General features: G+C 70.8%; 23 protein-coding genes and 1 tRNA gene. 14 read left to right on the forward strand and 10 right to left on the reverse strand.

All coding sequences use genetic code 11. The annotated features are described in order from the left end of the window. Positions 1–88 precede the first annotated feature (88 nt). The 6 genes from ACWG52_RS17265 (at position 89) to ACWG52_RS17290 (ending at position 8,194) form a co-directional block, all read left to right on the forward strand. Positions 89–2,539, forward strand: coding sequence for a SulP family inorganic anion transporter (locus ACWG52_RS17265; protein WP_389803649.1), 2,451 nt, complete (start codon positions 89–91; stop codon positions 2,537–2,539). Positions 2,540–2,699: 160 nt separating this feature from the next. After that, positions 2,700–4,697 (forward strand): acetate--CoA ligase, encoded by a 1,998-nt coding sequence (gene acs, locus ACWG52_RS17270; RefSeq protein WP_389803651.1) that lies wholly within the window; start codon positions 2,700–2,702, stop codon positions 4,695–4,697. A gap of 205 nt (positions 4,698–4,902) precedes the next feature. Then, positions 4,903–6,336 (forward strand): Na+/H+ antiporter NhaA, encoded by a 1,434-nt coding sequence (gene nhaA / locus ACWG52_RS17275; protein WP_389803654.1) that lies wholly within the window; start codon positions 4,903–4,905, stop codon positions 6,334–6,336. Positions 6,337–6,396: 60 nt separating this feature from the next. Next, positions 6,397–6,855, forward strand: a complete 459-nt coding sequence (locus tag ACWG52_RS17280) for a phage holin family protein (RefSeq protein WP_030755886.1) — start codon at positions 6,397–6,399, stop codon at positions 6,853–6,855. Next, entirely contained in the window at positions 6,852–7,811 is a 960-nt protein-coding gene (locus tag ACWG52_RS17285; RefSeq protein ID WP_389803657.1) for an alpha/beta fold hydrolase, read from the forward strand. Before ACWG52_RS17280 ends, ACWG52_RS17285 begins: the two co-directional genes overlap by 4 nt. A gap of 209 nt (positions 7,812–8,020) precedes the next feature. Then, on the forward strand, positions 8,021–8,194 hold the full coding sequence (locus ACWG52_RS17290; RefSeq protein ID WP_167745540.1) for a hypothetical protein: 174 nt from the start codon (positions 8,021–8,023) through the stop codon (positions 8,192–8,194). Positions 8,195–8,215: 21 nt separating this feature from the next. On the opposite strand, the gene ACWG52_RS17295 is transcribed toward ACWG52_RS17290, so the two are convergent. The 3 genes from ACWG52_RS17295 to nth all read right to left on the reverse strand — a co-directional run bounded on the left by ACWG52_RS17295 (position 8,216) and on the right by nth (position 11,184). Beyond that, positions 8,216–9,418 (reverse strand): MarP family serine protease, encoded by a 1,203-nt coding sequence (locus ACWG52_RS17295; RefSeq protein WP_161296560.1) that lies wholly within the window; start codon positions 9,416–9,418, stop codon positions 8,216–8,218. 13 nt (positions 9,419–9,431) lie between these two features. Further along, complete coding sequence (locus ACWG52_RS17300; protein ID WP_033219362.1) at positions 9,432–10,154, reverse strand: NUDIX hydrolase; 723 nt, start codon at positions 10,152–10,154, stop codon at positions 9,432–9,434. Between the two features lie 181 nt (positions 10,155–10,335). Further along, on the reverse strand, positions 10,336–11,184 hold the full coding sequence (gene nth, locus ACWG52_RS17305) for an endonuclease III (RefSeq protein WP_266352768.1): 849 nt from the start codon (positions 11,182–11,184) through the stop codon (positions 10,336–10,338). A gap of 269 nt (positions 11,185–11,453) precedes the next feature. Here nth and ACWG52_RS17310 point away from each other — a divergent pair, with 269 nt between their 5' ends. Both ACWG52_RS17310 and ACWG52_RS17315 read left to right on the forward strand, forming a co-directional pair. Further along, on the forward strand, positions 11,454–12,128 hold the full coding sequence (locus ACWG52_RS17310; RefSeq protein WP_003981529.1) for a Crp/Fnr family transcriptional regulator: 675 nt from the start codon (positions 11,454–11,456) through the stop codon (positions 12,126–12,128). A 147-nt stretch (positions 12,129–12,275) separates the two neighbouring features. Next, on the forward strand, positions 12,276–13,082 hold the full coding sequence (locus ACWG52_RS17315; RefSeq protein WP_389803667.1) for a nucleotidyltransferase domain-containing protein: 807 nt from the start codon (positions 12,276–12,278) through the stop codon (positions 13,080–13,082). Between the two features lie 28 nt (positions 13,083–13,110). Here the strand turns inward: ACWG52_RS17315 and ACWG52_RS17320 are convergent, their stop codons facing one another. The 5 genes from ACWG52_RS17320 to ACWG52_RS17340 form a co-directional block, all read right to left on the reverse strand. Further along, entirely contained in the window at positions 13,111–13,410 is a 300-nt protein-coding gene (locus ACWG52_RS17320; protein ID WP_030726713.1) for a hypothetical protein, read from the reverse strand. Next, positions 13,407–14,252, reverse strand: coding sequence for an MBL fold metallo-hydrolase (locus tag ACWG52_RS17325; protein ID WP_030726710.1), 846 nt, complete (start codon positions 14,250–14,252; stop codon positions 13,407–13,409). Before ACWG52_RS17325 ends, ACWG52_RS17320 begins: the two co-directional genes overlap by 4 nt. Then, positions 14,249–15,175 carry an NUDIX hydrolase gene (locus tag ACWG52_RS17330; protein ID WP_453128951.1) on the reverse strand — a complete coding sequence of 309 codons (927 nt, stop codon included), beginning with the start codon at positions 15,173–15,175 and terminating at the stop codon, positions 14,249–14,251. The genes ACWG52_RS17325 and ACWG52_RS17330 overlap by 4 nt, the downstream gene beginning before the upstream one ends. Before the next feature lie 192 nt (positions 15,176–15,367). Continuing rightward, a complete protein-coding gene (locus tag ACWG52_RS17335) occupies positions 15,368–15,838 on the reverse strand; it encodes a RidA family protein (RefSeq protein WP_030755866.1) in 471 nt (156 codons plus the stop codon). Further along, positions 15,835–15,996: a DUF4177 domain-containing protein gene (locus ACWG52_RS17340; RefSeq protein ID WP_007264966.1), complete on the reverse strand. Its 162-nt coding sequence runs from the start codon at positions 15,994–15,996 to the stop codon at positions 15,835–15,837. Before ACWG52_RS17340 ends, ACWG52_RS17335 begins: the two co-directional genes overlap by 4 nt. Before the next feature lie 219 nt (positions 15,997–16,215). Here ACWG52_RS17340 and ACWG52_RS17345 point away from each other — a divergent pair, with 219 nt between their 5' ends. Both ACWG52_RS17345 and ACWG52_RS17350 read left to right on the forward strand, forming a co-directional pair. Continuing rightward, positions 16,216–17,199: an ArsA family ATPase gene (locus tag ACWG52_RS17345; protein WP_375931087.1), complete on the forward strand. Its 984-nt coding sequence runs from the start codon at positions 16,216–16,218 to the stop codon at positions 17,197–17,199. Then, on the forward strand, positions 17,196–18,509 hold the full coding sequence (locus tag ACWG52_RS17350) for an ArsA family ATPase (RefSeq protein ID WP_453128952.1): 1,314 nt from the start codon (positions 17,196–17,198) through the stop codon (positions 18,507–18,509). Before ACWG52_RS17345 ends, ACWG52_RS17350 begins: the two co-directional genes overlap by 4 nt. 29 nt (positions 18,510–18,538) lie before the next feature. Here the strand turns inward: ACWG52_RS17350 and ACWG52_RS17355 are convergent, their stop codons facing one another. After that, the gene (locus ACWG52_RS17355) at positions 18,539–18,889 is read right to left on the reverse strand and encodes a WhiB family transcriptional regulator (protein ID WP_030009547.1); all 351 of its coding nucleotides are present in this window, start codon (positions 18,887–18,889) and stop codon (positions 18,539–18,541) included. Positions 18,890–19,274: 385 nt separating this feature from the next. Between ACWG52_RS17355 and ACWG52_RS17360 the strand changes: the two genes are divergently transcribed. Beyond that, the gene (locus tag ACWG52_RS17360; RefSeq protein ID WP_389803680.1) at positions 19,275–21,590 is read left to right on the forward strand and encodes a transglycosylase domain-containing protein; all 2,316 of its coding nucleotides are present in this window, start codon (positions 19,275–19,277) and stop codon (positions 21,588–21,590) included. A 93-nt stretch (positions 21,591–21,683) separates the two neighbouring features. On the opposite strand, the gene ACWG52_RS17365 is transcribed toward ACWG52_RS17360, so the two are convergent. Then, the gene (locus tag ACWG52_RS17365) at positions 21,684–22,145 is read right to left on the reverse strand and encodes a GatB/YqeY domain-containing protein (RefSeq protein WP_030726692.1); all 462 of its coding nucleotides are present in this window, start codon (positions 22,143–22,145) and stop codon (positions 21,684–21,686) included. 68 nt (positions 22,146–22,213) lie between these two features. On the opposite strand from ACWG52_RS17365, the gene ACWG52_RS17370 reads away from it, so the two are divergent. The 3 genes from ACWG52_RS17370 to ACWG52_RS17380 all read left to right on the forward strand — a co-directional run bounded on the left by ACWG52_RS17370 (position 22,214) and on the right by ACWG52_RS17380 (position 23,985). Beyond that, positions 22,214–23,152, forward strand: coding sequence for a metallophosphoesterase (locus tag ACWG52_RS17370; RefSeq protein WP_033219380.1), 939 nt, complete (start codon positions 22,214–22,216; stop codon positions 23,150–23,152). Positions 23,153–23,164: 12 nt separating this feature from the next. Further along, positions 23,165–23,872 carry a Pr6Pr family membrane protein gene (locus ACWG52_RS17375; protein ID WP_453128953.1) on the forward strand — a complete coding sequence of 236 codons (708 nt, stop codon included), beginning with the start codon at positions 23,165–23,167 and terminating at the stop codon, positions 23,870–23,872. A gap of 39 nt (positions 23,873–23,911) precedes the next feature. Beyond that, positions 23,912–23,985, forward strand: a tRNA-Pro gene (locus ACWG52_RS17380). Positions 23,986–24,095 lie beyond the last annotated feature (110 nt).

Here is a 24,095-nt window from a genome sequence, read left to right on the forward strand (position 1 = left end):
ACCGCTCACCTTTACTCTCCATTACCATCCATTTACCGAGTGTTGAGACTCCCGCCGCTTCATCCCTCCCCCGAGGAGACGGGAACCCATGACAGTCACTTCCCCTACTCGCACGACCCGGGAGATCCGCAAAGACTTCCCGACAGACCTCTCCGCCTCCATCGCCGTCTTCCTGATCGCCCTGCCGCTCTCGCTCGGCATCGCCCTGGCCACCGGCGCCCCGCTCCAGGCGGGGCTGGTCGCCGCGGCGGTCGGCGGGATCGTCGGCGGGTGGCTCGGTGGCGCTCCGCTCCAGGTGAGCGGGCCCGCCGCCGGACTCACCGTGGTCACCGCCGAGTTGATCCAGCACTACGGATGGCGCACCACCTGCGCCATCACCGTGCTCGCCGGCGTGTTCCAGCTCGGCCTCGCCGCGCTGCGCACGGCCCGGTCCGCCCTCATGGTCAGCCCCGCCATCGTCCACGGCCTGCTCGCCGGGATCGGCGTGACGATCGCCCTCGCCCAGCTGCACATCGTGCTCGGCGGCAACCCCCAGAGCTCCGCCGTGGCCAACGTGGTCGGACTGCCCGCCCAGTTGGCGGATCTGCACCCCGCGGCGCTCGGCGTCAGCACCCTGACCCTCGCCGTGCTGCTCGCCTGGCCGTGGCTGCCGGGACGGGCCGGCCGAATCCTGCGCAAGGCACCCGCCGCGCTGGCCGCCGTGGCCGTGGCAACCGCCGCCGCCTCACTGTCCGGGCTCGCGCTGCCCCGGGTGGACCTGCCGTCCTGGCGCAGCCACGCCCTGCCCGAGCTGCCCGAAGGTCCGATCCTCGGCATCCTCGCCGCCGTCCTGACCATCGCCCTGGTCGGCAGCGTGCAGTCCCTGCTGTCCGCGGTCGCGACGGACAAGTTGATCGCCTCCGAGCGGGGTGCGGACAACCGTCCGCCGCGCGCCGACCTCAACCGTGAGCTGTGGGGACAGGGCGCGGCGAACATCGTCTCCGGCGCGCTCGGCGGACTGCCCGTCTCCGGTGTGGCCGTCCGCAGCGTGGCCAACGTCAAGTCCGGTGCGGTCAGCCGGAGATCGACCATGCTGCACGGCCTCTGGGTCGTGCTCGCGGCAGGCCTGCTCGTCCCGGTCCTCGACCTGATCCCGCTCGCCGCGCTGGCCGCCCTCGTGATGGCGGTCGGCGTGCAGATGGTGAGCATCACGCACCTGCGCAATGTCACCCGGCACCGGGAGATCGTGGTCTACGGCACGACCATCGTCGCCGTGGTCCTCGGCGGGGTCCTCGAAGGCGTCGCCATCGGTATCGCGGTGGCCGTCGCGCTGGCCCTGCACCGGCTCGCCCGGACCCGGATCACCGTGGAGCGACTGGACAACGGGGTCCACCGGGTAAGGGCGCGCGGGCAGTTGACCTTCCTCGCGGTGCCCCGGCTGAGCCGGGTGCTGAACCAGATTCCGCACGACGGGCACGCGGTGGTCGAGCTGGACGGCTCGTTCATGGACCACGCCGCCTACGAGACGCTGCACGACTGGCAGGCATCCCACCTGGCACACGGCGGCTCGCTGGAGGTGACCGGCCGCGCCGGATCGTCGGCACGACTGCCCGAGGCCACGGCTGTTGCCGCGCCCGCCGACGGGCCCGACGGTCGGCCCGCCGACACGAGCCACCACGGGGATCGGTCCCGCCGCACACCGCACCGCGGGGCGCACCAGTGCTGCCGGCCCTGGACACCGTGGCAGAACCACTGCGACCACCGTCCCGCGGGCACCCGTACGATCACTGCCGCCGCCGCGGCCGAGGCAGCGGCGACAGCCACCGGGACGGAGGCAGGGGCAGGGACGGAAGCAACCGAGAAGGTCGCTCCGAGCGCGCCCCGGCGGCGCGGCGCGGGCCAACTGGCCAGTGGGATCAACGCCTTCCAGCGGGACACCGCACCCCATGTGCGCGACGAGCTGGCCCGCCTGGCCCGTGAGGGGCAACGACCCTCCCAGCTCTTCCTCACCTGCGCGGACTCCCGACTGGTGACCAGCATGATCACGGCCAGTGGCCCGGGTGACCTGTTCACCGTCCGCAACGTCGGCAATCTGGTCCCGCTGCCCGGCGCGGAGTCCACCGACGATTCCGTGGCCGCGGCCATCGAGTACGCCGTGGACGTACTGAAGGTCGACAGCATCACGGTGTGCGGGCACTCGGGCTGCGGCGCCATGCAGGCCCTGCTCTCCTCCACGCCCGGCGCCCCGATGACCCCGCTGCGGCGCTGGCTGCGGCACGGGCTGCCCAGCCTGGAGCGGATGGCCAGCCGCCACCACGCCTGGGCCCGGATCTCGGGACGGCTCCCGGCGGACGCGGTGGAGCAGCTGTGCCTGACCAATGTGGTCCAGCAGCTGGAGCATCTGCGGGCTCACGAATCGGTGGCCAGGCGACTCGCCGAGGGCACCCTGGAGCTGCACGGGATGTACTTCCACGTGGGCGAGGCGCAGGCGTATCTGCTGTCCGAGGGCGAGGACTTCTTCGACTGCCGGGTCTTCGACAGCGTGGGCCAGCACGCCTGAACCGATACTCTCCCGTAATCGTGCAATCGTTTGGCCCCTTCCCGCCCCTTGCGGCGGGGAGGGGCCATTCGCACTCCGTTCTCGCGCGGCCCGGATCGTGATATAGGTCTAAACCAATTCTCGGCTACCCCTTGTCACCTGGGCCGCTGACTGATGAGCTATGCCCGGGGACACAACGGACACCCTGGGAAAGGGAGATGTCGTGAGCAATGAGAGCCTGGCCAATCTGCTCAAGGAGGAGCGGCGGTTCGCACCGCCCGCCGATCTGGCCGCCGCCGCCAACGTGACCGAGGCTGCGTACGCACAGGCCGACGCGGACCGGCTGGGCTTCTGGGCCGAGCAGGCCCGGCGGCTGACCTGGGCCACCGAGCCGACCGAGACGCTCGACTGGACGAACCCGCCCTTCGCGAAGTGGTTCGCGGACGGCAAGCTCAACGTCGCGTACAACTGCGTGGACCGCCACGTCGAGGCTGGCAACGGCGACCGCGTCGCCATCCACTTCGAGGGCGAGCCCGGCGACAGCCGCGCGATCACCTACGCCGAGCTCAAGGACGAGGTCTCCAAGACCGCCAACGCCCTGACCGAGCTGGGTGTCGAGGCCGGCGACCGGGTCGCCGTCTACCTCCCGATGATCCCCGAGGCGGTCGTCGCGATGCTCGCGTGCGCCCGCGTCGGCGCCGCGCACTCCGTGGTCTTCGGCGGCTTCTCCGCCGACGCGGTCGCCTCCCGCATCCAGGACGCCGACGCCAAGCTGGTCATCACCGCCGACGGCGGCTACCGCCGCGGCAAGCCCAGCGCCCTGAAGCCCGCCATCGACGAGGCCGTCGCCAAGTGTCCGCAGGTCGAGCACGTGCTCGTGGTGCGCCGCACCGGCCAGGACACCGCCTTCACCGAGGGCCGCGACGTCTGGTGGCACGAGGTGGTCGAGCGGCAGTCCGCCGAGCACACCCCGCAGCCCTTCGACGCCGAGCACCCGCTCTTCATCCTCTACACCTCGGGGACCACGGGTAAGCCCAAGGGCATCCTGCACACCTCCGGCGGCTACCTCACGCAGGCGGCGTACACCCACCACGCGGTCTTCGACCTCAAGCCGGAGACCGACGTCTACTGGTGCACCGCCGACATCGGCTGGGTGACCGGGCACTCCTACATCGTCTACGGGCCGCTCGCGAACGGCGCCACCCAGGTCATGTACGAGGGCACGCCGGACACCCCGCACCAGGGCCGGTTCTGGGAGGTCGTCCAGAAGTACGGCGTCACCATCCTGTACACCGCGCCCACGGCGATCCGTACGTTCATGAAGTGGGGCGACGACATCCCCGCGAAGTTCGACCTGTCGAGCCTGCGCGTGCTGGGCTCGGTCGGCGAGCCGATCAACCCCGAGGCCTGGATCTGGTACCGCAAGCACATCGGCGGCGACCGCTGCCCGATCGTGGACACCTGGTGGCAGACCGAGACCGGCGCGATGATGATCTCCCCGCTGCCGGGCGTCACCGCCACCAAGCCGGGCTCCGCCCAGCGCGCCCTGCCCGGAATCTCCGCCACCGTCGTGGACGACGAGGCGCACGAGGTCCCGAACGGCGGGGGCGGCTACCTGGTCCTCACCGAGCCGTGGCCGTCGATGCTCCGCACCATCTGGGGCGACGACCAGCGGTTCATCGACACCTACTGGTCGCGCTTCGAGGGCAAGTACTTCGCCGGTGACGGCGCCAAGAAGGACGACGACGGCGACATCTGGCTGCTCGGCCGGGTGGACGACGTGATGCTGGTGTCCGGCCACAACATCTCGACCACCGAGGTCGAGTCGGCGCTCGTCTCGCATCCGTCGGTCGCCGAGGCGGCCGTGGTCGGCGCCGCCGACGAGACCACCGGTCAGGCCATCGTGGCCTTCGTCATCCTGCGCGGCAGCGCCTCCGAGACCGAGAACCTGGTCGCGGACCTGCGCAACCACGTGGGCGCCACGCTGGGCCCGATCGCCAAGCCGAAGCGGATCCTGCCGGTCCAGGAGCTGCCGAAGACCCGCTCGGGCAAGATCATGCGCCGTCTGCTGCGCGACGTGGCGGAGAACCGCGCGGTCGGTGACGTCACCACGCTCGCCGACTCCTCGGTCATGGACCTGATCCAGAGCAAGCTCCCGGCCGCCGGCAGCGAAGACTGAGGCACACCGAGACACACCGAAAGGGGCACCCGGCGCACCGCGCCGGGCGCCCCTTTCGCACTTAAAGTGATGATCACCGGATACGTCCCCGCGCGTGCCCTGTAAAATATTCAAAGCGTAAAGAAACATCACAGGGTGCGCCGGGAAGTCTGGTCGGCAATGAGCTTCGCCATGCCGTCCAACCGCTCCCCGGAGGTGCCCTCTCGTGGCCGCGCCCAGCCCCACCGACCACAAGAGCCCCAAAGTGCTCGGCCGCCTCTCACTGCCCGAGCTCCGCTTCGTCGGTGACGCCCTGCGCGCCGAGACCGTCGGCGGCGTGCTGCTCCTCGTGGCCACGATCGCCGCCCTCCTGTGGGCGAACATCCCCGCCGTCTCGGAGAGCTACTCCAACGTCGGGTCCTTCCACATCGGCCCCGCCGCCCTGGGCCTGGACCTCTCGCTCCAGCACTGGGCGGCGGACGGCCTCCTCGCCATCTTCTTCTTCGTCGCCGGCATCGAACTCAAACGCGAACTCGTCGCGGGCGATCTGCGCGATGCCCGGGCGGCCGCCCTCCCGGTGATCGCCGCCCTGTGCGGCATGATCGCCCCCGCGGTGGTCTACGTCGTCGTCAACATCCTGGGCAACGGCTCCACGGACGGTTGGGCCGTCCCGACCGCCACCGACATCGCCTTCGCGCTCGCCGTCCTCGCCGTCATCGGCACCTCGCTGCCGTCGGCCCTGCGCGCCTTCCTGCTGACCCTCGCCGTCGTCGACGACCTCTTCGCCATCCTGATCATCGCCGTGTTCTTCACCAGCGACATCGACTTCCTGGCGCTCGGCGGCGCGTTCGTCGGCCTCGGCCTCTTCTGGTTCCTGCTCCGCCGCGAGGTGCACGGCTGGTACGTCTACGTTCCGCTCGCCCTGGTCATCTGGGGCCTGATGTACAACAGCGGCGTCCACGCCACCATCGCCGGCGTCGCCATGGGCCTGATGCTCCGCTGCACCCGCCGCGAAGGCGAGCGGCAGTCCCCCGGTGAGCACATCGAGCACCTGGTACGACCGCTGTCGGCCGGTCTCGCCGTACCGCTCTTCGCCCTCTTCTCCGCCGGTGTCTCGCTCTCCGACAAGGCCATCGCCCAGGTGTTCACCCGGCCCGAGGCCCTCGGCGTGGTGCTCGGCCTCGTCATCGGCAAGGCGGTGGGCATCTTCGGCGGCACCTGGCTGGCGGCCCGCTTCACCAAGGCCGAACTGAACGAGGACCTCGCCTGGCCGGACGTGCTCGCCGTGGCCTCACTCGCCGGCATCGGCTTCACCGTCTCCCTCCTGATCGGCGAACTCGCCTTCGCCGACGACGCCGTCCTCACCTCCGAGGTCAAGGCCGCCGTACTGATCGGCTCCCTGATCGCGGCCGCGATCGCGTGCGTCATGCTCAAGCTCCGCAACCGCAGGTACCGGGCGCTCACCGAGGCCGAGGAGCGCGACGAGGACCACGACGGCATCCCGGACATCTACGAGGAGCACAACCCCGAGTACCACCTGCGGATGGCCCGGATCTACGAGGACCGGGCCGCCGAACACCGCCGCAGGGCCGCGGAGGCGGCCGCCGCCGCGCTGCAAACGGCAGCCGGGTCCACCGCCGAGGGCGACCGTCCGGCATGATCTGACTGACGACGCAGGACAGCCGCGCCGCCCGGCAGCAGACGACAGAGGGAGAGAGCGATGAGCGCAGTGGACCAAGAGGCGCAGGGAGCCGAGCGCACACTCGGCCAACTGGTCGCCTCGGCCACCGCCGAGATGTCCGCGCTGGTGCACGACGAGATCGCCCTCGCCAAGGCGGAGATCCGCGAGGACGTCAAGCGCGTGGGCAGCGGCTCCGCCTCGATGGTGGCCGCGGGAGTGCTCGCGCTCTTCTCCGTCCCGGTGCTGACCTTCGCCGCGGCGTACGGGATCCACAACCTCGGGCTCGGACTCGCGTGGTCCTTCCTCATCGTCGGCGGCGCGTTCCTGCTGATCGCGGGCCTGCTCGTGCTGATCGGCGTGCGCAAGTTCAAGAAGGTCAAGCCGCCGGAGAAGTCCATCGCCTCCGTCAAGCAGACCGCCGCACTGGTCCAGACCGTCAAGCCGCACCCGCGGCCGGTGAGTGACAAGGCTGTGGGTGTGGCACGCTCGTCCTCATGACAGCGCCCACGCCGGACCCCAGCGTTCCTCCCACAGCTGCCACGGCGGTACGGCTCGATCTTCCGGGCGCACGGCCGGTGATGCACCGGGACGTCGCCGCCAACGGCGCCCGCTTCCACGTCGCCGAACTCGGTGACGGGCCGCTGGTGCTGCTGCTGCACGGCTTCCCGCAGTTCTGGTGGACCTGGCGGCACCAGATGGTGGCGCTCGCCGACGCCGGGTACCGGGCGGTCGCGATGGACCTGCGGGGGGTGGGCGGCAGCGACCGCACCCCGCGCGGCTACGACCCCGCCAACCTGGCGCTCGACATCACCGGAGTCGTACGGTCCCTCGGCGAGCCGGACGCCGCGCTCGTCGGGCACGACCTGGGCGGGTACCTCGCCTGGACGGCGGCCGTGATGCGGCCCAAGCTGGTGCGCCGGCTCGTGGTCTCCTCCATGCCGCATCCGCGCCGCTGGCGCTCGGCGATGCTGTCGGACTTCGGTCAGACCCGGGCGAGTTCCCACATCTGGGGCTTCCAGCGGCCGTTCGTTCCCGAGCGGCAGCTCGTCGCCGACGATGGAGCGCTCGTAGGGGAGTTGATCCGGGACTGGTCGGGGCCGCGACCGCCCGAGGACGAGGATCTGGCCGTGTACCGGCGGGCCATGTGCATCCCGTCCACCGCGCACTGCTCGATCGAGCCGTACCGCTGGATGATGCGGTCGATGGCACGGCCCGACGGGATCCAGTTCAACCGGCGGATGAAGCGTCCGGTGCGGGTGCCGACGCTCCATCTGCACGGCTCGCTGGACCCGGTGATGCGTACGCGCAGCGCCGCAGGTTCCGGGGAGTACGTCGAAGCACCTTACCGGTGGCGGCTGTTCGACGGGCTGGGACACTTCCCGCACGAGGAGGACCCGGTCGCCTTCTCGTCCGAGCTGGTCAACTGGCTCAAGGACCCCGAGCCGGACCGCTGACGGGACCTCGGACCGCTCCGTCGTCCGAGCGGGCCGCGCGACGGCACCGCGACGGCGGAGGAACGGGCCCTCGAAACCGGCGACCGCCCCTGAACGGACGGGAGTTCGGTCGTGTGCTTGTCCTACGAGCATTCAATTGCCTGGCGCATAGGCCAATTGGCCGCCCCGGACGGGATTACGGACCTTGGGGCACGGGCACAGCTCGGAGTATGAGCTGGACGCACGACTACGGTGACACCGCGCACGAACGCCGCTCGGCAGCTACGCCGGGCACCTACGAGAGGGCCGGCCGGCACGGCCACGACCCCCGCCTCGGGATTCCGCTCATCCTGCGCCGACGGGCCCGCTGGGTCTCCGCGCGCCTGCGCCATCCACGGACGTAGGGACCCGGCGGGAGCGTCGGCTCAGAGCGCGCAGCCCTGGCTGTCGACCCGACGTACGGCGTTCTGGCCGACCCGGATGTCGTCGCGGATCTCGTCGACCGTCAGCACGTAACCGGTGTTGGGGTCGTCGAGGGACTTCGCGAAGACGACTCCGTACACCTTGCCGTCGGGCGTCAGCAGCGGTCCGCCGGAGTTGCCCTGGCGGACCGTCGCGTACAGCGAGTAGACGTCCCGTCGCACGGTGCCCCGGTGGTAGATGTCCGGGCCGTTGGCGTTGATCCGCCCGCGGACCCGGGCCGACCGGACGTCGTACCCGCCGTTCTCCGGGAAGCCCGCGACGATCGCGTCGTTGCCGCTCGCCGCGTCCTTCTCGGAGAACTCCAGCACCGGGGCCTTCAGCTTCGGCACGTCCAGGACGGCGATGTCGCGCGCCCAGTCGTAGAGCACGACCTTGGCGTCGTACAGCTTGCCCTCGCCGCCGATCTGCACGGTCGGCTCGCTGACCCCGCCGACCACGTGCGCGTTGGTCATCACCTTGCCGGGCGCGAAGACGAAGCCCGTGCCCTCCAGCACCTTGCTGCAGCTGGGCGCGGTACCGACGACCTTCACGATCGAACGCTTCGCGACCTCGGCGACGGGACTGCCGGCGAGCGTCGGGTCGGGCGCCTTCACCTCGGTGATGGGCTCGTTGGAGAACGGGCTGAACACCTGGGGGAAGCCGTTGCGCGCGAGGGTGGAGCTGAAGTCCGAGAACCAGGTGTCCGCCTGGTCGGGCAGTACCCGCGACACGCCGAGGAGGACCTTGGAGTTACGGACCTCCTTGCCCACGCTGGGCAGCGCGGTCTGGGCCACCAGCAGCCCGATCAGCCACGCCACGAGCAACATCGCGACCACGTTGACCAGGGCGCCGCCGGTCGCGTCGAGCGCGCGCGCCGGTGACCAGGTGATCTTGCGGCGGAGTCTGCTCCCGAGATGGGTGGTCAGGGCCTGGCCGATCGAGGCGAAGATGATGATCACGACGACGGAGATCACGACGACCGTGGTGGACACCTGGGTTCCGTTGTCCGTCACCCGGTCCCAGACCAGCGGGAGCAGGGACACGGCGATGAGACCACCGCCGAGGAAGCCGATCACCGACAGGATGCCGACGACGAACCCCTGGCGGTAGCCGACGATCGCGAACCATACGGCGGCGAGCAGCAACAGGATGTCCAGCACGTTCACGTGGGCCACCGTCTCACGCGCGCCAGTCGAGCGGGACCTGCCGTGAGCGGTCCCACGGACGCTCCCAACCCGCGAAGTGCAGGATCCGGTCGATCACTCCGGCGGTGAATCCCCAGACCAGAGCCGATTCGACGGTGAATCCCGGCCCCAGGTGGCCGCTCGGATGAACGGTCGTGACCCGGTGTTCGGGATCCGTGAGATCGGCCACGGGAACCGTGAAGACCCGCGCCGTCTCGGCGAGGTCCACGGCTCCGACCGGGCTGGGGTCACGCCACCAGCCGAGGACCGGGGTGACGACGAACTCGCTGACCGGGATGTAGAGCCGGGGCAGCACGCCGAAGAGTTGAACGCCGGAAGGATCCAGCCCCGTTTCCTCCTCGGCCTCGCGCAGCGCGGCCCGCAGTGGGCCCGTGGTATGCGGATCACCGTCCTGCGGATCCAGCGCGCCGCCGGGGAAGGACGGCTGACCCGCGTGCGAGCGCAGGGTGCCGGCGCGCTCCATCAGGAGCAGCTCGGGGCCGCGGGAGCCCTCCCCGAAGAGGACGAGCACGGCGGACTGCCGGCCGCGGCCGTCCTCGGGCGGCAGGAAACGGCTCAGCTGCCCCGGCTGGACGGACCGGGCCGCCTCGACGACGGGGTCGAGCCATCCGGGCAGGCCGTCGGTGGTGACGGCCGGGCCGCCGCCCTCGCGGGCTCCCACCGTGGTTCCGGTCTCGTCCCGTGTACCGCGCGTCATAGGCACCTCTGTCCGCGTCGTCCTGTCAAGCGCCGTCTCCCACACCGCAAACGCGGTCCGGGTACCGATTCGTTCCTGAGTCCCCGTGCCCCCGAGTCCACGAGGCCGGGCACCAGCGCCCCCCCCCCTGCGTCCCACGCCCCTCCACCGCCCCTTGGTTCCCACCGGCCCCGTACGCCCGCTACGGCGCCGCCACAGCCCCGCCCAGCGGCGCGGCCGGGAGGCCCGGGTAGTCCGGGGGCGGGGTGAGCCGCTGGCCGGGCTGACCGCCCTTCTCGTACTTGAGCAGCTTCTTCGCCTTCTCCGGGTCGGTCTCGCCCTCCCCGTACGCCGGGCAGAGCGGGGCGATCGGACAGGCCCCGCAGGCCGGCTTGCGCGCATGGCAGATCCGGCGGCCGTGGAAGACGACCCGGTGCGAGAGCATCGTCCACTCGCTCTTCGGGAAGATCGCGCAGATCTCCGCCTCGACCTTCTCCGGGTCCTCCTGCTCGGTCAGCTTCCAGCGACGCACCAGCCGGCCGAAGTGCGTGTCCACCGTGATCCCCGGGACACCGAACGCATTGCCGAGAACCACGTTCGCGGTCTTGCGGCCCACTCCGGGCAGCGTCACCAGGTCCTCGATCCGGCCCGGCACCTCCCCGCCGAAGTTGTCCCGCAGGGCCTGCGAGAGGCCGAGCAGGGACCTCGACTTGGCCCGGAAGAACCCGGTCGGCCGGATCAGCTCCTCCAGATCCTCCGGGGCGGCCGCGGCCATGTCCTCGGGGGTCGGGTAGGCCGCGAAGAGGGCCGGGGTCGTCTGGTTCACCCGTAGGTCGGTGGTCTGGGCGGACAGCACCGTCGCGACGAGCAGCTCGAAGGGATTGCGGAAGTCGAGCTCCGGATGGGCGTACGGATAGATCTCGGCCAGTTCGCGGTTGATGCGCCGCGCCCTGCGCACCATGGCCAGGTGCGATTCCGGCTTGGCCGACTTCGGTTTCTTGGCCGAAACTTTGCCCTGAGGGGTGGCCGCAGCCCTCGCGGACGTCTTCACTGGGACATGTTCGCCCACGGCAGAATTTTGGGGCTCCGTCACTCCGGCGGACCCCTTGGCCTGTGCTCTCACCGGCTTATTGGACACCCGGCCAGCCTAAGGCCGGCCGCTGACACCCGCCCGGACCTCAGGTAACACCACTCCGATTGGCCTCACGCCGCACAGCACGCCCGTCCGTCCGGCATCCTTGTGATTGATCGCACTGTTTGAGCCGTCCGGCAAAATGGGGAGCACGGTCCCCTGAGCTGGTCGACATAGGAGAGAGACTCGTGGACGACGTTCTGCGGCGCGCCCCGCTCTTCGCGGCGCTCGATGACGAGCAGGCCGCGGAGCTCCGCGCCTCCATGGGCGAGGTGACCCTCGCACGCGGTGACGCCCTGTTCCACGAGGGCGACCCCGGCGACCGGCTGTATGTCGTGACCGAGGGCAAGGTGAAGCTCCACCGCACCTCCCCCGACGGCCGCGAGAACATGCTGGCCGTCCTCGGCCCCGGCGAGCTGATCGGCGAGCTGTCGCTCTTCGACCCGGGCCCGCGTACCGCCACCGCCACCGCGCTGACCGAGGTCAAGCTCCTCGGCCTCGGCCACGGTGACCTCCAGCCCTGGCTCAACGCCCGGCCCGAGGTCGCGACCGCGCTGCTGCGCGCCGTCGCCCGCCGCCTGCGCAAGACCAACGACCAGATGTCCGACCTGGTCTTCTCCGACGTTCCCGGCCGTGTGGCGCGGGCGCTCCTCGACCTGTCGCGCCGCTTCGGCGTGCAGTCGGAGGAGGGCATCCACGTGGTGCACGACCTGACGCAGGAGGAGCTCGCCCAGCTCGTCGGCGCCTCGCGCGAGACCGTGAACAAGGCCCTGGCCGACTTCGCGGGCCGCGGCTGGCTGCGCCTGGAAGCCCGTGCGGTCATCCTGCTGGACGTGGAGCGCCTCGCGAAGCGCTCCCGCTGACGCCGGCAACAGCCGTTCGTAGGGGTCCTGTCCACCCGGACAGGACCCCTACGCGTCTTCCGGGCCCGACACGCCGCCGTGGCTCGGCCTCCCGACGCGCGGCGTCGGCCGGCCCGCCGCGGACCGGCGGCCAGGCACAGTGGAGTCATGGAGCACAGAGGGCTGGACGCGTCCGGGTACTTCGAGCGTGAGGGCTCCCTCGGGTGGGTGCCGGGCGAGTTCAAGGCCGTCGTGGCGGCCGCGCGGACCCGGACCGCCGAGGCGTACGGCCGACGGCTGCACAGCGCGTACCTCTACGGGTCCGTGCCCCGCGGGACGGCCCGGCCCGGGCGGTCCGACCTCGACCTGCTGCTCGTCCTGCACCACGCGCCCTGCGACGAGGACCGGGACACCGCCGAGGTGCTCGCCCGCGGACTCGACGAGGACTTCCCCGAGGTCGACGGCGTCGGCATCCTGCTCCAGGACAAGGTCGCCGTACTGAGCGAGGCGGAACGATTCGACCTGGGCTGGTTCCTCGCCTGCCTGTGCACCCCGCTGCTCGGGGCGGACCTGGCCGAGCACCTGCCGCGCTACCGGCCGGACAGCCTGCTCGCCCGCGAGACCAACGGCGACCTGGCCGAGCTGCTGCCCCGGTGGCGTACACGGGTGCGGGAGGCCTCGACCCCCGAGGAGTACCGGGCGCTGAGCCGGATCCTCTCCCGGCACCTGGTACGCACCGCCTTCACCCTGGTCATGCCGCGGTGGGGCGGCTGGACCAGCGACCTCGGCGAATCCGCGGAGATCTTCGGCATGTACTACCCGCAGCGCGCGGCCCAGGTGGCGGCCGCGGCCGCCGTCGCGGTGGATCCCGTCGCGGACCCCGAGGTGCTGCGCGGTTACGTCGAGGACCTCGGGCCGTGGCTGGCGGACGAGTACACGGCCCGGCACGGCACGAAGGCACCGCGCCGGGGCTGAGCCTCGTGCGCCTCGGCCCGGGGCCGGCTCAGGCCTTCTCGGCCTCGGCGAGGCGGTCGACGGCCAGCTTGGCCTCCGCCAGGCCCGCGCCGGTGATCCGGCGGTACTCCTTGATCGCCGAGATGTGCCGGTCGGCCCTGAGGTGGGCGCGTACCTCGTCCATCCCGGCCGGCTCCGGCTCCTCGATGCCGAAGTGGTCCAGCACCAGGGCCAGGCGGCGTTCCATGCGGTCCGCCTTGTTCTGGAGGCTCTGCACCCGCAGGGTCACCGTCGAGGTGATCCATCCGGCCGTCGCGACCAACACCACCAACAGGAACACGGTGTTCATTCAGGCCCTCCCGGGATCAGTCCGTGATCTTGAAGGTACTCCAGCTGCGCCCGGACGGACCATTCCGCGGCCGGCCACAGGGACCGGTCCACGTCCGCGTAGACCTGGGCGACGACGGCCTCCGGGGTCAGGCAGCCGTTCTCGACGGCGGTCTCGACCTGGGCGAGCCGGTGGGCCCGGTGGGCCAGGTAGTACTCGACGGCGCCCTGCGCGTCCTCCAGGACCGGCCCGTGGCCCGGCAGGACGGTGTGCACCCCGTCGTCCACCGTGAGCGAGCGCAGGCGGCGCAGGGAGTCCAGATAGTCCCCGAGGCGGCCGTCGGGGTGGGCGACGACGGTGGTGCCGCGGCCCAGGATCGTGTCGCCGGTCAGTACGGCCCGGTCGGCGGGCAGGTGGAAGCAGAGCGAGTCGCTGGTGTGGCCGGGGGTCGGCACCACCCGCAGCTCCAGCCCGCCGGTCCGGATCACGTCCCCGGCGGCCAGGCCCTCGTCACCGAGGCGCAGGGCCGGGTCCAGGGCGCGGACCTTCGTACGGGTGAGCTCGGCGAAGCGACCCGCGCCCTCGGCGTGGTCGGGGTGGCCGTGGGTGAGCAGGGTGAGGGCGATCCGCTTGCCGGCCTGCTCGGCGGTGGCGATGACCGCCCGCAGGTGTATGTCGTCCAGCGGGCCGGGATCGATCACGACGGCCAGGTCGGAGCCCGGCTCGGACACCAGCCAGGTGTTGGTGCCGTCGAGGGTCATCGCCGAGGCGTTGGGAGCCAGGACGTTCACCGCCCGGGCGGTCGCCGGGCCGGAGGTGACGACTCCGCGGGGCTGTCCGGGCAGTGCGGCGGCGTCGGTCATACGGAGCCTCCGGGGCCTGCGGGGTCTGCGGGACGCTCGGGGCGGACGCGCTTGGTGAACTCGTCGTGCCCCGGCCAGCTGAGCACCAGCTCGCCGTCCTCCAGCGTGGCCTGGGCCAGCACCGGGGCGAGGTCCTGCGCGACCGCGGCCGCGAGCGCGCCCGCGGCGCTCCCGTACGGCTCCAGCGACCGCAACGTGGAGATGGTGGGCGGCATCATCAGCAGCTCGCCCTTGTCGTACCCGGCGGCCGCGTCGGCGGGGCGGATCCACACGGTCCGGTCGGCCTCGGTGGAGGCGTTGCGGGTGCGCTGGCCCTCGGGGAGGGCGGCGACGAAGAACCAGGTGTCGTAGCGGCGCGGCTCGAACTCCGGGGTGATCCAGCGCGCCCACGCCCCGAGCAGGTCCGAGCGCAGCCGCAGGCCGCGGCGGTCGAGGAACTCCGCGAAGGACAGCTCCCGCGCCACGAGGGCCTGCCGGTCGGCCTCCCAGTCGTCCCCGGTGGTGTCACCGACGATCTCGTCCGGGGTCCGACCGGCGAGCAGGACGCCCGCCTCCTCGAAGGTCTCCCGTACGGCGCCGCAGACGATGGCCTGGGCGATGAGGGGATCGGTTCCGAGCCGGGCCGCCCACTCCTCCCGGGAGGGACCCGCCCAGCCGACCTGGTGCTCCTCGTCGCGCGGATCGACCCCGCCACCCGGATAGGCGTACGCGCCCCCGGCGAAGGCCATGGAGGCCCGCCTGCGCAGCATGTGCACGGCGGGACCGTCGGGGGTGTCGCGCAGGAGCATCACGGTGGCGGCGCGCCGCGGCTCCACCGGGACGAGCGAGCCGTCCGCGAGCGCGCGGATGCGGTCGGGCCACTCCGGCGGGTACCACTGGCCTCCGGCGGGGGGCTGCTGCTGACCATGCTGACCATTCGGCATGGCCGGATGCTACGGCCATCCGGCCCGATGTTCGAGGGTCACCCGTCGTGGGTGGCCGTCACGGTCGGCCGACACGGTCGCCGGCGCGGGTGGCCGGCACGGGCGATCCGGCCCCGGGGCGGCACGCGGGACGGGCCGGGAACCGCGCGGTGCGCGACCCGGCCCGTCCTCGCGAACCCCTCCCCGAAGGGCTCAGGCTCCGGCGACCAGCTCCACCTGGATCTCGACCTCGACCGGGGCGTCCAGCGGCAGGACCGCCACGCCGACGGCGCTGCGGGCGTGGACGCCCTTCTCGCCGAGGACCTCGCCGAGCAGCTCGCTCGCGCCGTTCAGCACGCCGGGCTGGGCCGTGAAGTCGGGGGCGGAGGCGACGAAGCCGACGACCTTCACGACACGCGCGATCTTGTCGAGGTCACCGACGACCGACTTGACGGCGGCCAGGGCGTTCAGCGCGCAGATCGCCGCCAGCTCCTTGGCCTGCTCCGCCGAGACCTCGGCGCCGACCTTGCCGGTGATCGGCATGCTGCCCTTGACCATCGGGAGCTGGCCCGCGGTGAAGACGTACGAGCCCGACCGCACGGCGGGCTGGTACGCGGCCAGCGGCGGGACGACGCCCGGGAGCGTCAGGCCGAGCTCGGCCAGCTTCGCCTCTACAGCGCTCATGCCTTCTCCCGCTTGAGGTAGGCCACGAGCTGCTCGGGGTTGTTCGGGCCGGGCACGACCTGGACGAGCTCCCAGCCGTCCTCGCCCCAGGTGTCCAGGATCTGCTTGGTGGCGTGAACCAGCAGCGGGACCGTCGCATATTCGAACTTCTTGGTCATGGGAGCGAGGGTAGTGCCTGTCGTGCGGGCCGCATGCCGCCCCCGGAACCGACGGCCGGACACCTCACCCGGGCAGGCGCCGAACGGCCCCGACACGGCGCCCGACCGGTCCCGGACGTCACGGATCCGGGCCGGACGTAACGGAGCTCACCCCCGAACACTCCGGCAGAACCACCCGGCACCACCGGAGTCGAACCCGAGGAATTAGGCTCGGACGCTGTGAGCAGGCTCCAGGTGGTCAGCGGCAAGGGCGGCACCGGCAAGACCACGGTCGCCGCAGCACTCGCGCTTGCCCTCGCACGCGAGGGCGGCCGGACTCTTGTGGTGGAGGTCGAGGGCAGGCAGGGGCTCGCGCAGCTCTTCGGCGCCGAGGCACTCCCCTACGAGGAGCGGAAGATCGCCGTGGCGCCCGGCGGGGGCGGTGAGGTCTACGCGCTCGCCATCGACGCCGAACGGGCCCTGCTGGACTACCTCCAGATGTTCTACAAGCTCGGCTCGGCCGGCCGCGCGCTCAAGAAGCTCGGCGCCATCGACTTCGCGACGACCATCGCCCCCGGACTGCGCGACGTGCTGCTGACCGGCAAGGCGTGCGAGGCGGTGCGGCGCAAGGACAAGGCCGGTCGGTACGTCTACGACCACGTGATCATGGACGCGCCGCCGACCGGGCGGATCACCCGGTTCCTGAACGTCAACGACGAGGTGGCGGGCCTGGCCCGGTTCGGGCCGATCCACAACCAGGCCCAGGCCGTCATGAAGGTCCTCAAGTCCCCCGAGACGGCCGTGCACCTGGTCACCCTCCTGGAGGAGATGCCCGTCCAGGAGACCGCGGACGGCATCGAGGAACTGCGCGGGGCCGGCCTGCCGGTCGGGCGGGTCATCGTGAACATGGTCCGGCCGCACCATCTGGACGAGGACACCCTGCGCACCGCGGCCGGTGACCACCGCGCCGAGGTGGCGAAGTCGCTGTCCCGGGCGGGACTCGGCGGGGCACGCCGCGGCGGGCTGGCCGAGCGGCTGGTGGACCCGCTGCTCACGCAGGCCGCCGAGCACGCGAGCCGGGTGGAGCTGGAGCGGGCGCAGCGCTCCGTACTGGCGGGGCTGGACCTGCCGACGTACGAACTGCCGCTGCTCGGCGCGGGGATGGACCTGGCCGGGCTCTACGCGCTGGCCAAGGAATTGCGGAAGCAGTCGGTGGCCGAATGAGCGAGGGGGTGGACACCGTGGGCATGGACACTCCGCCGCGGCTGGCGGTCGACCGGCTGTTGGACGACCCGGAGACCCGGATCATCGTGTGCTGCGGGGCGGGCGGGGTCGGCAAGACCACCACGGCCGCCGCGCTCGGCGTACGGGCGGCCGGGCGCGGGCGCAAGGCCGTCGTGCTCACCATCGACCCGGCGCGGCGGCTCGCGCAGTCGATGGGGATCGACTCGCTGGACAACACCCCGCGCAAGGTGGCGACCGTAGGGGCGGGCGACGGCGAACTGCACGCCATGATGCTGGACATGAAGCGGACGTTCGACGAGATCGTCGAGGCGCACGCGGACGGCGAGCGGGCCCGGGCCATCCTCGCCAACCCCTTCTACCAGTCCCTGTCGGCCGGCTTCGCGGGCACGCAGGAGTACATGGCGATGGAGAAGCTGGGGCAGCTGCGGGCCCGGGACGACTGGGACCTGATCATCGTCGACACTCCGCCGAGCCGGTCCGCGCTGGACTTCCTCGACGCGCCGAAGCGGCTCGGGTCCTTCCTGGACGGGAAGTTCATCCGGGTGCTGATGGCTCCGGCGAAGGTGGGCGGCCGGGCCGGGATGAAGTTCCTGAATGTCGGTATGTCGATGATGACCGGCACCCTCAGCAAGTTGATGGGGGCCTCGCTGCTGAAGGACGTCCAGACCTTCGTGGCCGCGATGGACACGATGTTCGGTGGCTTCCGCACGCGCGCGGACGCCACCTTCCGGCTGCTTCAGGCTCCCGGCACGGCCTTCCTCGTGGTCGCCGCGCCCGAGCCGGACGCCCTGCGCGAGGCCGCGTACTTCGTGGAGCGGCTGGCCGCGGAACACATGCCGCTGGCCGGTCTGGTACTGAACCGGGTGCACGGCAGCGGCGCCGACCAGCTGTCCGCCGAGCGGGCGTTGGCCGCGGCAGAGAATCTTGAAGAAGGCGGCATTGTCGATCAGGAGCCCGGGAAAGCTGGACTTCGTGACTCGGGCGCGGAACCGACCGAGCCCGCCGAGCCCACCGAAACAGCCCGGACCGCGAACCCTCCCGAGACAGGCTCCCCCGGCACCGAAGGCGATACCGCGGTCGTCGACCGGATCACGGCAGGACTGCTACGCCTGCACGCCGAGCGCATGCAGGTGATCGCGCGTGAACAGCGCACACGCGATCGCTTCACCTCGCTGCACCCCGAAGTGGCGGTGGCGGAAGTGGCCGCCCTGCCCGGCGATGTGCACGACCTCGCCGGGCTACGGGCCATCGGAGAACGACTCGCGGCCGGGGTACCGGCCGGAGCGTAGGCGTTCGTACGTCGTGGCGGCCGTGTGATCTACCCGGCTGCCGCGTATGTCTCGTACGACACGTCGATCTCCGCGTCTGCATCCATGGTGAGGATGCCCGTGCTGCGCTCGTACTCCGTACGTGCGGTTTCGAGCAACCGTCGCCACGAAGTGACGGTGGGACGCCGGCGCAGCAGCGCACGTCGTTCCCGCTCGGTCATTCCACCCCACACGCCGAACTCGACACGGTTGTCGAGCGCGTCGGCCAGGCACTCGGTCCGCACCGGACATCCGGTGCACACCGCCTTGGCCCTGTTCTGTGCCGCTCCTTGAACGAATAGTTCATCCGGATCGGTAGTGCGGCAGGCTGCCTGCGCACTCCAGTCGGTAACCCAGCCCATCCCGGCGCCGTCCTCTCCCGAATCGAGGCTCCCCCACGGCGGTAGCGGCATATTCACCGCTGCCAGTTGAGGACGTTACGGAAGGCGAGCACAGTGCAACACCCCCGACGGGCCCAATCTTGAATGGTCCGAACGGACTATGGGTAAGCGGCAGATCACCCGACGGAGTGATCCGGCGACATGCCCGACCATTGCGGCAATTCGGGTGTAATCACCTGTTCGACTTCAGCAGAGGGGCCAGATTCGGACATGTGTCCACCCCATTCGGGAAGGGTGAAAATCAAGCCGAGGGGTTGATGTCGCACCACACTGCTGTGACAGTTGGGAACAGCTTAGGCCAAGGCATTCGCGCGTGTCCGGCGAATGAGAACGTAGGCTGCCCCCTATGGGAAAGAAGCGCTCGGGCGGCGGGCTCACGGGGAGCCAGCAGGCCGTCAAGTTCCTCGGAGTGTCCGTCCTCTCCGGGGTGGTACTGGCCGGCATGGCGATTCCGGCCGCAGGCGCCCTGGGCCTGGCGGCCAAGGGGACGGTCGAGGGATTCGATGAGATCCCGGCCAATCTCAAGACTCCGCCGCTGAGCCAGCGGACCACGATTCTGGACGCCGAGGGTGGCACGATCGCCACCGTCTATTCGCGTGACCGTCAGGTGGTCCCGCTCACGGCGATCTCCCCGTACATGCAGAAGGCCATCGTCGCCATCGAGGACTCGCGTTTCTACGAGCACGGCGCGGTCGACCTCAAGGGCATCCTGCGCGCGGTCAACCGCAACGCGCAGGAAGGCGGAGCCGCGCAGGGTGCCTCCACCCTCACCCAGCAGTACGTGAAGAACGTGTTCGTCGAAGAGGCCGGCGACGACGAGACCAAGGTGCGCGAGGCCCAGGAGAAGAGCCTCGGGCGCAAGATCCGCGAGCTGAAGTACTCGATCCAGGTCGAGGAGGAGCTCGGGAAGAAGAAGATCCTCGAGAACTACCTCAACATCACCTACTTCGGCCAGCAGGCGTACGGAATCGAATCCGCCGCCCAGCGCTACTTCAGCAAGCCGGCCAAGGACCTCACCCTGGAGGAGTCCGCGCTGCTCGCCGGCGTCGTGCAGTCGCCGAGCCGGTACGACCCCGTGAACGACGCGCAGGAAGCGACCAAGCGCCGCAACATCGTCCTGCAGCGGATGGCCGACACCAAGGACGTCTCCCAGGCGGAGGTGGACGCGGCGAAGGCGAAGCCGGTCACCCTCAAGGTCACCAAGCCCAAGAACGGCTGCATCACCGCCGTCAAGGGCGCGGGCTTCTTCTGCGACTACGTGCGCAACTCCTTCCTGACCGACCCGGCCTTCGGCAAGACCCGCGAGGACCGGGCGAAGGTCTGGAACCAGGGCGGCCTGACGGTACGCACCACCCTGGACCCGCAGTCGCAGGACGCGGCCAACGAGTCGATCAAGGATCACGTCTACCAGGAGGACTCGATCGCGACGGCTGTGACCATGGTCCAGCCGGGCACCGGACGGGTGCTGGCGATGGGTCAGTCCAAGCCGTACGGCTTCGGGAAGAACGAGACCCAGATCAACTACTCCGTGGACAAGCGGATGGGCGGCTCGAACTTCGGCTTCCAGGTCGGCTCGACCTTCAAGCCGTTCATCGCCGCGGCCGCCATAGAGCGGGGCATGCCGGCGACCAAGGTGTACCAGGCGCCGAACAAGATGGAGTACCCGACGCCGATCCCGCGCTGTGACGGCAGCCAGTGGCTGAACCTGCCGGTCAACGGCAAGATCCAGACGGCGAAGAACGAGACCGAGGACGAGGTCGGTCCGTACGCGCTGCGGACGGCGATGGAGAAGTCCATCAACACGTACTTCGTCGAGATGATCGGTGAGATCGGCCTCTGCCCGGTGACGGAGATGACGCAGAAGCTCGGCGTGGTCCCGGCCGACGGCTCCAAGATCCCCGAGTCCCCGTCGATCGCGCTCGGCTCCGCCGAACTCTCCCCGCTGACGATGGCCAATGCGTACGCGACCTTCGCCAACCGCGGCGTCCACTGCACCCCGGTCGCCATCGAGTCGATCACGGACGCGCACGGCAAGGCGCTCGCGGTGCCGAAGTCCAAGTGCGAGCGGGCGATGGCCACCGAGACGGCCGACACCATCAACACCCTGCTGCGTGGAGTGGTCGACTCCGGTACCGGTGAGCGAGCCGGCCTGAGCGACCGCGACAGCGCCGGCAAGACCGGTACCACGGACGAGCGCTACAACGCCTGGTTCGTCGGCTACACGCCGAACCTCTCCGGCGCGGTGTGGGTCGGCTCCGGCGGCGCGAAGAAGATCACGATGGAGAACATCGTCATCGGCGGCAAGCCCTTCGACAAGGTCTTCGGCGGCGGTCTGCCCGGCCCGATCTGGAAGGACGCGGTCAGCGGCGCGCTCTCCGGCCGGGAGTCGGGCAACTTCGTCACGGTCGGCATCCCGGAGCCGACCGTCCCCTCCGGCGGCCCGCGCGGGAACAAGCCGCCCACGACGAACCCGAGCCGACCCGGCAAGCCCGGCGGCGACGGCAAGCCCGGTGGACGGCCCGGCGGCCAGAACGGTGGGGCCAACGGAGGCGCCAACGGCGGCGCCACGGGTGGAGCCACCGGCGGCGCGGGTGGCGGCGTCGAGCCGCAGCCCCCGTTCCCCGGACTCACCGAGGGAATGATCGGCGGCCGCGACGGGTAGCCGTCGACGCACGGCACGACACGCGAAAGGGGAGGGCCCCGGCCGACACGGCCGGGGCCCTCCCCTTTCTTTCAGTTCTTCCCCTGCGCGGTCCTACGAGAGCTGCTGCTTGACGACGGCGGCGACGCGCCCGCCCTCCGCCAGCCCGGCGACCTTCGGGTTCACGAGCTTCATGACGGCACCCATCGCGCGCGGCCCCTCGGCACCCGCGGCCTTGGCCTCCTCGACGGCCTGCGCCACGATCGCCACGAGCTCGTCGTCGCTGAGCTGCTTGGGCAGGTACGTGTCGAGGAACTCGCCCTCCGCGGTCTCGCGCGCGGCCTGCTCGGGACGGCCTCCCTGGGCGAAGGCATCCGCGGCCTCGCGGCGCTTCTTCGCCTCCTTGGCGATCACCTTGAGGACCTCCTCGTCGGAGAGCACACGTGCCTCCTTGCCCGCGACCTCCTCCTTGGTGATGGCGGAGAGGGTCAGGCGCAGCGTGGACGAGTGCAGTTCGTCGCGCGCCCTGATGGCGGTCGTGAGGTCTTCCTGGAGCTTGGCCTTGAGCGTGGTCATGGATGTGAGTCTGCCAGGTGCCGGGGCGGTGGCGCTCACCTGTTTTCCGGGTCTGAGACGATGGGTCCATGCGTGCGCGTTACGGAGTACCCCTGAAGGCGGCTGCCGGAATCGCTGCGGTGGGGGCCGCGGGTGTGGCCTATGCCGCCGGTTTCGAGGCACGGTCCTTCCGCCTGCGCCGGGTCACGGTGCCTGTCCTTCCCCAGGGGATGCGCCCGTTGCGCGTGCTCCAGGTCTCCGACATCCACATGGTCGGCGGACAGCGCAAGAAACGTGCCTGGCTGCAGTCCCTGGCCGGCCTGCGCCCCGACTTCGTCGTGAACACCGGCGACAACCTCTCCGACACCGAGGGCATCCCCGAGCTGCTCGACGCCCTCGGCCCCCTGATGTCCTTCCCCGGCGTGTACGTCTTCGGGTCGAACGACTACTACGGACCGCGGCTGCGCAACCCCGGGCGCTACCTCCTCGAGAAGGCCCAGGGCCGGCACGGGCTGAACGGCAACAAGCCGGTCGTCGGCGCCGTCCACAACCCGTGGGAGGAGATGCGGGACGCCTTCGACGCGGCCGGCTGGCTGAACCTCACCAACACCCGGGGACGCCTGAAGCTGGACGGGCTGGACCTGGCCTTCACCGGGCTCGACGACCCGCACATCAAGCGGGACCGCTACGCGCAGGTCGCCGGCGGCCCGGAGGCGGACGCGGACTTCTCCATGGCGGTGGTGCACGCCCCGTACCTGCGCGTCCTGGAATCCTTCACCGCCGACCGGTACCCGCTGATCCTCGCGGGTCACACCCACGGCGGGCAGCTGTGCATCCCCTTCTACGGGGCGCTCGTCACCAACTGCGACCTGGACACGGAGCGGGTGAAGGGGCTCTCCACGCACGAGGCCGAGGGCCATCGCGCGTACCTGCACGTCTCGGCGGGCTGCGGCACCAACCGGTTCACCCCGGTCCGCTTCGCCTGCCCGCCGGAGGCGACGCTCCTGACCCTGACCCCGAAGGGGTAATACGCTGCGGGGATGACCGCCCCGTCGCGCCTCGTCCCGGCGGTGTTCCGCGCCCTGGTCTGCGCCGCGGCCGTGGTGGGCGTGGTCATCGACTGCGTGTACGGGAGCATGCCCGTCGTCCTGAGCTACTTCACGATCTGGACGAACATCCTGGTCGCGGTCGTGTTCGGGTGGTCGGCGGCCCGCGCCTGGCGGCGCCGGCCCGATGTGGCCCCGCTCCACCGGGGCGGGGTCCTCCTCTTCATCCTGATCACCGGACTCGTCTTCCACCTGGTCCTCGCCAACCCCTCCAGCCCGTTCGACGTGTCCGCGGAGCTCGACCGGCTGACCGGCGCCAGGGCCGTCGCCAACCAGCTCCTCCACACGGTCACCACGATCGGCGCACTCCTGGACTTCCTGCTCCTGACGGCCCCGCGCACCCTGCGCCCGCGCCACGCCGCCCAGTGGTTGGCCTACCCGCTGACGTACGTGACCTTCGCGCTGCTGCGCGGCGCCCTGCTCGCCCCCGACAGCGCGCGCCGGTACACCTACCCCTTCATCGACGCGGCCCGCTACGGCTACGCCCACGTGGCCCTGAACGCCCTGGTCCTGGGCGTCGCCTTCTACGCCCTCGGCCTCGCCCTGGTCGCGGCGGACCGCTTCCGCCCGACGCCTCCGCTGGCCCCGCGACCGCTCCGCGAAAACCGGATTTCGTCTCCGGCGAGAGGTCCGCTAAAGTAATCGATGTCGCCAGGGCAGCAAGCGCTGCAAGGCGGCGATCGGGGTGTAGCGCAGCTTGGCAGCGCGCTTCGTTCGGGACGAAGAGGTCGTGGGTTCAAATCCCGCCACCCCGACTTCGTAAGACCAGGTCAAGGGCTTGATCCGCATCGCGGGTCAGGCCCTTCCTGCGTTTACGGGCCTGTCTTGGGAGCCATCTGGGAGCCGACCTCGGAATCCGGCTCCC

Source organism: Streptomyces sp. CLCI03 (assembly GCF_053615355.1).

Excerpts from the sequence above, each read along its gene's own strand:
- ACWG52_RS17335 (WP_030755866.1), bottom strand. The coding sequence starts at position 15,838 with ATGAGCGCTGTAGAGGCGAAGCTGGCCGAGCTCGGCCTGACGCTCCCG.
- ACWG52_RS17325 (WP_030726710.1), bottom strand. The coding sequence starts at position 14,252 with ATGACCGACGCCGCCGCACTGCCCGGACAGCCCCGCGGAGTCGTCACC.
- ACWG52_RS17365 (WP_030726692.1), bottom strand. The coding sequence starts at position 22,145 with ATGACCACGCTCAAGGCCAAGCTCCAGGAAGACCTCACGACCGCCATC.
- ACWG52_RS17320 (WP_030726713.1), bottom strand. The coding sequence starts at position 13,410 with ATGAACACCGTGTTCCTGTTGGTGGTGTTGGTCGCGACGGCCGGATGG.
- ACWG52_RS17370 (WP_033219380.1), top strand. The coding sequence starts at position 22,214 with ATGCGTGCGCGTTACGGAGTACCCCTGAAGGCGGCTGCCGGAATCGCT.
- ACWG52_RS17300 (WP_033219362.1), bottom strand. The coding sequence starts at position 10,154 with ATGACGCGCGGTACACGGGACGAGACCGGAACCACGGTGGGAGCCCGC.
- acs (WP_389803651.1), top strand. The coding sequence starts at position 2,700 with ATGCCCGGGGACACAACGGACACCCTGGGAAAGGGAGATGTCGTGAGC.
- ACWG52_RS17375 (WP_453128953.1), top strand. The coding sequence starts at position 23,165 with ATGACCGCCCCGTCGCGCCTCGTCCCGGCGGTGTTCCGCGCCCTGGTC.
- ACWG52_RS17350 (WP_453128952.1), top strand. The coding sequence starts at position 17,196 with ATGAGCGAGGGGGTGGACACCGTGGGCATGGACACTCCGCCGCGGCTG.
- ACWG52_RS17315 (WP_389803667.1), top strand. The coding sequence starts at position 12,276 with ATGGAGCACAGAGGGCTGGACGCGTCCGGGTACTTCGAGCGTGAGGGC.
- ACWG52_RS17290 (WP_167745540.1), top strand. The coding sequence starts at position 8,021 with ATGAGCTGGACGCACGACTACGGTGACACCGCGCACGAACGCCGCTCG.
- ACWG52_RS17265 (WP_389803649.1), top strand. The coding sequence starts at position 89 with ATGACAGTCACTTCCCCTACTCGCACGACCCGGGAGATCCGCAAAGAC.
- ACWG52_RS17340 (WP_007264966.1), bottom strand. The coding sequence starts at position 15,996 with ATGACCAAGAAGTTCGAATATGCGACGGTCCCGCTGCTGGTTCACGCC.
- ACWG52_RS17285 (WP_389803657.1), top strand. The coding sequence starts at position 6,852 with ATGACAGCGCCCACGCCGGACCCCAGCGTTCCTCCCACAGCTGCCACG.
- ACWG52_RS17280 (WP_030755886.1), top strand. The coding sequence starts at position 6,397 with ATGAGCGCAGTGGACCAAGAGGCGCAGGGAGCCGAGCGCACACTCGGC.
- ACWG52_RS17355 (WP_030009547.1), bottom strand. The coding sequence starts at position 18,889 with ATGGGCTGGGTTACCGACTGGAGTGCGCAGGCAGCCTGCCGCACTACC.
- ACWG52_RS17360 (WP_389803680.1), top strand. The coding sequence starts at position 19,275 with ATGGGAAAGAAGCGCTCGGGCGGCGGGCTCACGGGGAGCCAGCAGGCC.
- ACWG52_RS17330 (WP_453128951.1), bottom strand. The coding sequence starts at position 15,175 with ATGCCGAATGGTCAGCATGGTCAGCAGCAGCCCCCCGCCGGAGGCCAG.